The organism is Mesorhizobium sp. M7A.F.Ca.CA.002.15.2.1, from assembly GCF_003998715.1.
GTDB lineage: Bacteria > Pseudomonadota > Alphaproteobacteria > Rhizobiales > Rhizobiaceae > Mesorhizobium > Mesorhizobium ciceri.
This window is the reverse complement of record NZ_RZPI01000269.1, coordinates 1-6,908: the sequence shown is the minus strand read 5'-3', so window position 1 is coordinate 6,908 and position 6,908 is coordinate 1. Positions and strand designations below refer to the sequence as shown.

The following is a 6,908-nucleotide window of genomic DNA, read 5'->3' as shown; positions in this document are numbered from 1 at the left end:
CCCTTGGGCCCTGCGCGCGGTGGCGGCACTTTTGCTCGTTACCGCCTTCGCCTTCTCCTTCGGGCCGACGGGCGGCAGGATCAGCGACGGCTTCAATGCCCATGGCGCGCGCGATATCGTGCCGCCGCGCATCGACGCCTGGGTGACGCCGCCGTCCTACACCGGCAAGCCGCCGATCTTCCTGACCGCCGACGCCAACCAGGCCATCCCGACCTTTACGGTTCCCGAAGGCAGTGACGTTTCGCTGCGCGTGACGGGCGGCTCAGGCGAGGAAACGCTCGGCTACGCCGACAAGAATGGCAATTCCCGCGCCATCGACCCGGCTGCGCCGCAGGCCGCCGCCAAGCCGGCTGCAAGCCCGGCGACGCCGTCCAAGGTGCGCCAGTTCACCAGCAAGCTGACCGGCGACGGCACGCTGACGCTGACGTCGGGCGAGGACCAGCTCGGCCGCTGGGCCTTCGCGGTCGTACCGGACAAGCCGCCGCAGATCCGCTTCGTCGGCGAGCCCAAGCGCGCCGCCAACGGCGCCTTCGAGCTCAACTACCAGATCGACGACGACTATGGCGCCGCCACCGCCAAGGCGGTGCTCGCGCTTGCCGATCCGCAGGCGCCGAATGCGCGTCCACTGTACGGTGCACCTGAAATGCCGCTGACGCTGCCGCGCCGCGGCGGCAAGTCGAACGCCGCCAGGACCTCGAAGGACCTGACCGAGCATGTCTGGGCCGGCAGCAGCATCAAGCTGACGCTGGTCGCCACCGACGATGCCGGGCACACCGCATCGAGCGAAACCAAGACGCTGCTGATGCCGGAGCGGCCTTTCGCCAATCCGCTGGCACGCGCCGTGATCGAACAGCGCCGCCTGCTGGCGCTCGACGCCAACGCCAAGCCGCGCGTGCTCGACCTGATGGACGCCATCACGCTGCGGCCGGAAGACACCTTCGACAACATGTCCCACTACCTCGCCATCATGAGCGCCCGCACCCGGCTGAAGATGGCCGACAGCGACGATCAATTGCGCAGCGAGGTCTCCTATCTCTGGGAAATCGCGCTCGGCATCGAGGAAGGCAATCTTTCGGCCGCCGAAAAGCGGCTGCGCCAGGCGCAACAGGCGCTGCAGGACGCCATCAAGAATGGCGCCAGCGACGCTGAAATCGAAAAGGCGATGAAGGAACTGCGCGAGGCGATGAACCAGTTCCTGCAGGAATTCGCGGAGCGCGCCAAGCAAAATCCCAACGCCCCGCAGATGCAGCAGAATGGCCAGGAACTGCGCCAGAGCGACATCGATCGCATGATGGACCAGATCGAGAACCTGGCGAAGTCCGGTGATCGCGACAAGGCCCAGCAATTGCTGTCGCAACTGCAGGACATGATGAACAATCTGCAGGCCGGCCGTCAGCAGCAAGGCGGCCAGCAGGACAGCGAGATGCGCCAGCAGATGGACAAGTTGGGCGAGATCCTGCGCCGTCAGCAGGAGATGATGAACGACACCTTCCGCATGGATCAGATGCAGCGCGGCGAGCGCCAGCGCGGGCAGAACCGTGACGAGCAGCTCGGCGAAGGCGGCCAGGACGAGGACAGACCCGGCGTCGGCGAAGACCGCGATCCGCTCGCCCGGCAAAAGCCGATGACGCCCCAGGAATTCGCCGATGCGCTGAAACAGCTGCAGCAGGGCCAGGGCCAGTTGCAGAGCGACCTCGAACAGCTGAAGAAGGGCCTCGAAGGCATGGGTATGGAGCCCAATGAAGGATTTGGCGAGGCCGGCAAGTCCATGGGCAATGCCGAACAGGCACTCGGCGAGGGCGAAGGCGATGCGGCCGTCGGCCATCAGGGCCGGGCGCTGGAAGCGCTGCGCAAGGGCGCCAAGGACATGATGAAGCAGATGCAGGCCATGCAGGGCGACCAGGGTGGCGGCGAGGAAGGCGGCCGCCAGCAGAACGCCGATCGCGATCCGCTCGGCCGGCCGCGCGCCAGCCAGGGTCCCGATTTCGGCGATTCGGTGAAGGTGCCCGACGAGATCGACGTCCAGCGCGCCCGCCAGATTCTGGAAGCGATCCGCAAGCGGCTCGGCAATGCGCTCAGCCCTGACATCGAACGCAGCTATCTGGAACGGCTGCTCGAGCTGAAATAGAGCAATTCCAGGAAATGTGTGAAGCGGTTTTCCGTCCGGAATTGCGAAAAAACAAGGGGATTGCCGCCCCCGTCCATCCCACCTGAAAACCCTCTCGCACGGTTGCACCACCATGCCCAGACTTGGCGCCGTCACACCCATCCTGCGCATCTTCGACATTGCCAAGGCGCGTGAATTCTATGTCGGCTTCCTCGACTTCAAGGTGCAGTGGGAACATCGCTTCGCCGACGACGCGCCGCTCTACATGGCGATCGGCCGCGACGGCTGCGTCCTGCATCTCAGCGAACATCATGGCGACGGTGCACCCGGCATCGCCCTGCGCATCGAGGTCGAGGACATCACGGCTCTTCATGGCGAGCTGACCGGCAAAAACTACCGCTTCGCCAGGCCAGGCGTGGAAGAGACGCCTTGGAAGACCCGCGAGGTATCGGTCGCCGATCCGTTCGGCAACAGGCTGCATTTCTACGAGGATGCCGCCGGCTGACTGAGCCTGTTGACGAAGGCTTCGCGGATCGCATCCTGCATGCCGTCGATCGCCTCGCCTGACGCGTTCGGGTTGCGGTGCATCACCACGTTCGAGGAATCGATGGCGCCGAATCCGTCCGCCGTGGTCAGTTCACGACAGCCGTCCGGAATGTTGCTGCGCGAGATCGGCGCGATCGCCAGTCCGGAGGTGACGGCGAGCTTGAGGCCGCCGGTGGTGTCGCTGGTATAGGCGACACGATAGGCAAGATCGCGCTGCTCCAACGATTTGATGGCGAAGTCCTTGCACCAGCCGGCCCGGTTGTAGAGCGCGATCGGCACCGGCTGTTCCTCATGCATGTGATGCAGGGACGATGTCACCCACACGGTCGGGTCGTGCATCAGCACTTCGCCGCCGGCGGGATCCTGCCATTCGAACACCACGCACAGATCGAGCTCGCCGGCAGCGAGCGCCGCCATCTGTGCCCCGGAATGGGCATAGCGCACGGTGACCTCGACCTGCGTATGACGCTTCGAGAAAGCGCCGAGCGCGCGCGATAGGATGGCGTGGCCATATTCCTCCGGAATGCCGATGCGCACCGGCCCGCCAAGCGGCGCTGCCGCCATCGATGCCGACGTCTCGTCGAGCAGCGAGACGATGCGGCGGGCGTTGACGATGAGTTCGCCGCCGCGCCGCGTCAACGCGACGCCGCGCGAACCGCGCTCGAACAGGCTGGCGCCGATCAGATCTTCGAGCTTCTTCATCTGCATCGACACCGCGGATTGGGTGCGGCCGGCCTGCTCCGCCGCCTTGGTGAAATTGCCGGTCTCGGCAATCGCCACGAAGGTGCGCAGGAGGTCGCTGTCGAGGGTCGGCCGCATGAAATCCGCCATAAGAGAATTTGATTGCTGGCATCATTCCAATTCGTTTGCAACATGTCAAACGGCGGATGATAGTCGCCTCACCCATTGGATATGCGGCTGCGAAATCAGCCGCGGACCAATCAAGAGTCCTCACTCGTGCCCGCTGCCCGAAACGGTGGCGGGTTCTTTTTACCCCGCAGGCGGCAGCTTCGGATCGTACGCGCAGGAGCCTGGATGCAGATGCAAAATCGGATGGTGGGCGGCATCCTGAGCCTGTGCCTCGGCGTGCTGGTCTTTTCGCTGCAGGATCCGCTCGTCAAAGCCGTGTCGAGCGGTTATCCAGTGACCGAGGTGATGGCGATCCGCTCGATCGTCGCTCTGCCGATCCTCATCGTTCTGGTCCATGCTGATGTTGGCTTGCGGGCGATCCTGTCGAAGCGATTCGGCATGCTGACGGTGCGCGCCTTCATCCAGTTCACCTCCTATACGATGTACTACCTGGCCATCGCCGCCTTGCCGCTTGCCGATGCGGTGGCGCTTTATTTCATGGCGCCGCTGTTCATCATGGTGCTCGCCGGGCCCTACCTTGGCGAGCGCGTCTCCTGGCAGACACTGGCAACCGTGCTGATCGGCTTGTTCGGCGTCCTCGTGATGCTGCGCCCCGGCGCAGGGCTGTTCGACTGGGCAGCGCTGCTGTCGCTGGGCTCGGCGGCGCTCTATGGTTTTTCGCAGCTGATGGCCCGCAAGATCGGCGACACCGAATCGTCCACCGTGATGGCCTTCTATCAGAACGGCGCCTATCTGGTTGGCGCCGCCGTGGTTGCCGGCGCGTTTCACCTTGCCGGCATAACCCACGCCGTCCACCCCAGCTTGGAATTCCTGGTACGGCCATGGCTTTGGCCGACGCTGCCGGATTTTCTAAAGATGGCCGCCTGCGGCTTCGTCGCCTCCGCCGGCATGATCCTGCTGTCGCAGGCTTACCGGATGGCGCCGGCCAACCGCGTTGCCACCTTCGAATATACCGGCATCCTGTGGTCGCCGCTGTGGGGTTTCCTGTTCTTCGCCGAGGTGCCGCGGTCGACGACCGTGATCGGTGCCGCCTTGATCATCGGCGCCGGCCTGCTGGCGCTCAGCACCGAACGGCGCAAGAGTACTCCACCTGTGCTCGCTGCCGCCGACCCAGCCTGATCAGGCGAAGCAGATCAGCGCCCGTTCGACGCGCGAGCGGATTTCAGCCAGCGTGAAAGGCTTCTGCACGACATCGAGGATGATGCCGTTCAATTCCTCGGCGCGCTCGCGCTGGTCGGCATAGCCGGTCATCAGCACGATCTTGATGGCGGGAAACAATGTCGCCGCCGCTATCGCCATCTCGATGCCGTCCATCTCCGGCATGCGGATATCGGAGACGACGAGATCATAGCCGCCACGCGCGGCCTGGATCAGCGCAAGCCCCTGCGCGCCATCCGCCGCGATATCGATTGTGTGCCCGGCGCGTTCAAGCGCGCGGGCGGCCAGGGTGCGGACGGACTCATCGTCCTCGACGATCAGAAGCTTTGCCATGGCCGGCATATTTGGCCGCCAAAAGTTGACTTTTCCTGAAAGCGCTGAGGATCAGCAAACCTTTTTGCTGCCGCTCAGGCATCCCCTTTGACGACACCGACAAAGGGCAACTCGCGAAAGGCATGGGCTACATCCATGCCGTAGCCGACGACGAAATAGTCGGGGCAGTCGAAGCCGACATAATCGGCATTGAGTTCGGTCTGGCGGCGCATGCGCTTGTCGAGCAGCACGGCGATCGAACAGCTCTTGGCGCCCCGCGACAGCATCAGCTCGCGGGTGAAGCTCAGCGTCTTGCCCGATTCGAGAATGTCGTCGATCAGCAGCACGTCGCGGCCAGCGACCTCATTGTCGATGTCGCGCAGCACCCTCACCTCGCCGCTGCTGGTGCCGGCGCCATAGCTGGAGATGAAGATGAATTCGACCTCCGGCGACAGGCCGACATCGTGCATGGCGCGGATGAGATCTGCGGCGAAGATGAACGACCCCTTCAGCACCGAGATCACCAGGAGGTCATGGTAGTCGTGTCCGGCAATCTCCTTGGCGAGTTCGAGATTGCGCCGCGCGATCGCCGATGCAGAAAACAGGACTTCGATGTCCTTGCCGCGTACAATTGGCATTTTTCGCCCCGCTGATTTCTTGCCTAAACGCGTTCACGCCCAGCACGTGTTGAGATTCAGGTCAGGCTGAGTCGAAAACGGTGGTTTCCGAGAACCGGAGCGGAGCGTACTGAAGTACGTGAGCACCGGAAGCGCAGGAAACCGCCGTTTGCGGCCAGTCTCACCTGAATATCAGCACACGCTATTCGGCGAAGGTGACCGATACAGTTCTTACACCGTTTCTAGGCACGTCGAGCCGGCTGGCAAAGCCGAATCTTTCGCCAGAGGCCAGCGAACGGCCGGATGTCCCCAACGTATAGCGGGTGATGTGCCCGTCATTGCCGGTCACCCGGATTTCAAGCGGCGGCAGCTGCGCCGGTTTGGCGCCGTCATTGGCGGCCTCGCCATCGACGAACAGCGCAGGGTTCGGTCCGGAAGCATCGACGCGTGACGTGACGCCCGAAATGCTGAGCGCCGACGCTTGCGCGCTGGACAGGAACGGCACCTGGCGCACCAGCGCGTGCCCGCCGGAAACCCAGAAGGCGGCCAAGGCAGCGCCGATGCCGGCGATCCAGAAGATCGGCCCGCCGCGCGAGGCTGGCGGCCGCTCCGGCGGGGCTTCGGGCTTGCGCAGCATGTCCATGCCCTCGATGGGTGGCATCACGATCGCACGCGGCAGCGGCGAAACGCTTTCCACGGCAGGTGCAGGGCGCGGCATCACCACGTAATCGGCATCGACGATGTCGGCGGCCGAACCGCGCATGAACCGGTCCGCCGCGGCAATTGCCGTCGGATCGGTCATGATTTCGCCGGAAACCGGGCGCGCGGTTCGATCGTCAGCCATCATGGCCCCAGCATTGCAGCACGTGTTCGCTTTTCGTTTCTTTTGCGTAAACACAAATGGTTAACGCTTCCCCACCGGAGCCCTCGTGACGAGTCGAAAGAGCCTAGGAATTAACCGCCGGTTAACCATGCCGGCCGATGGTCTTTACCCAGAACAGGCCGGCTCACTGCCGTGCCGAATTTCAGGTCGTCGAAATTGATTCGCTTCGAAAATGTCGGCCTCCGCTATGGCATGGGTCCGGAAATCCTCCGCGACATCTCCCTGCACATTCCGGAGCGCTCCTTCCAGTTCCTCAGCGGGCCTTCGGGCGCCGGCAAGACGACCTTGCTGCGCCTGCTGTTCATGTCGCTGAAGCCGACGCGCGGGCTGATCACCATCTTCGGCAAGGATCGCTCCCGCATTTCCCGCACCGAGCTGCCGCATCTCAGACGCCGGATCGGCGTGGTGTTCCAGG

8 protein-coding genes are annotated in these 6,908 nt (G+C 63.9%); 4 read left to right on the top strand and 4 right to left on the bottom strand.

Annotated elements, in window-relative coordinates; all coding sequences use genetic code 11:
* On the top strand, window positions 1-2,128 hold a 2,128-nt coding region (locus tag ENZ74_RS16530; protein ID WP_127312869.1), incomplete at its 5' end, for a TIGR02302 family protein.
* 112 nt (window positions 2,129-2,240) lie between these two features.
* The gene (locus ENZ74_RS16525; RefSeq protein WP_063169090.1) at window positions 2,241-2,612 is read left to right on the top strand and encodes a glyoxalase superfamily protein; all 372 of its coding nucleotides are present in this window, start codon (window positions 2,241-2,243) and stop codon (window positions 2,610-2,612) included.
* Here the strand turns inward: ENZ74_RS16525 and ENZ74_RS16520 are convergent.
* Window positions 2,591-3,472: a LysR family transcriptional regulator gene (locus ENZ74_RS16520; RefSeq protein ID WP_024503767.1), complete on the bottom strand. Its 882-nt coding sequence runs from the start codon at window positions 3,470-3,472 to the stop codon at window positions 2,591-2,593. The two genes, ENZ74_RS16525 and ENZ74_RS16520, sit on opposite strands and share 22 nt — an antisense overlap.
* Before the next feature lie 222 nt (window positions 3,473-3,694).
* Here ENZ74_RS16520 and ENZ74_RS16515 point away from each other — a divergent pair, with 222 nt between their 5' ends.
* Window positions 3,695-4,642, top strand: coding sequence for a DMT family transporter (locus ENZ74_RS16515; protein WP_024503766.1), 948 nt, complete (start codon window positions 3,695-3,697; stop codon window positions 4,640-4,642).
* On the opposite strand, the gene ENZ74_RS16510 is transcribed toward ENZ74_RS16515, so the two are convergent.
* From ENZ74_RS16510 to ENZ74_RS16500, 3 genes are all read right to left on the bottom strand, one after another.
* On the bottom strand, window positions 4,643-5,014 hold the full coding sequence (locus ENZ74_RS16510; RefSeq protein WP_063170346.1) for a response regulator: 372 nt from the start codon (window positions 5,012-5,014) through the stop codon (window positions 4,643-4,645).
* 74 nt (window positions 5,015-5,088) lie between these two features.
* Window positions 5,089-5,631, bottom strand: a complete 543-nt coding sequence (gene hpt, locus ENZ74_RS16505; protein ID WP_013529401.1) for a hypoxanthine phosphoribosyltransferase — start codon at window positions 5,629-5,631, stop codon at window positions 5,089-5,091.
* Window positions 5,632-5,812: 181 nt separating this feature from the next.
* Entirely contained in the window at window positions 5,813-6,457 is a 645-nt protein-coding gene (locus ENZ74_RS16500) for a hypothetical protein (RefSeq protein ID WP_063169091.1), read from the bottom strand.
* Window positions 6,458-6,649: 192 nt separating this feature from the next.
* Here ENZ74_RS16500 and ENZ74_RS16495 point away from each other — a divergent pair.
* The coding region (locus tag ENZ74_RS16495) for an ATP-binding cassette domain-containing protein (protein WP_127312868.1) at window positions 6,650-6,908 on the top strand (259 nt) is incomplete at its 3' end.

What these genes read in the sequence shown, in the direction of transcription:
- ENZ74_RS16525 (WP_063169090.1), top strand. Translation starts at nt 2,241, where the DNA reads ATGCCCAGACTTGGCGCCGTCACACCCATCCTGCGCATCTTCGACATT.
- ENZ74_RS16520 (WP_024503767.1), bottom strand. Translation starts at nt 3,472, where the DNA reads ATGCGGCCGACCCTCGACAGCGACCTCCTGCGCACCTTCGTGGCGATT.
- ENZ74_RS16515 (WP_024503766.1), top strand. Translation starts at nt 3,695, where the DNA reads ATGCAAAATCGGATGGTGGGCGGCATCCTGAGCCTGTGCCTCGGCGTG.
- ENZ74_RS16510 (WP_063170346.1), bottom strand. Translation starts at nt 5,014, where the DNA reads ATGGCAAAGCTTCTGATCGTCGAGGACGATGAGTCCGTCCGCACCCTG.
- hpt (WP_013529401.1), bottom strand. Translation starts at nt 5,631, where the DNA reads ATGCCAATTGTACGCGGCAAGGACATCGAAGTCCTGTTTTCTGCATCG.
- ENZ74_RS16500 (WP_063169091.1), bottom strand. Translation starts at nt 6,457, where the DNA reads ATGATGGCTGACGATCGAACCGCGCGCCCGGTTTCCGGCGAAATCATG.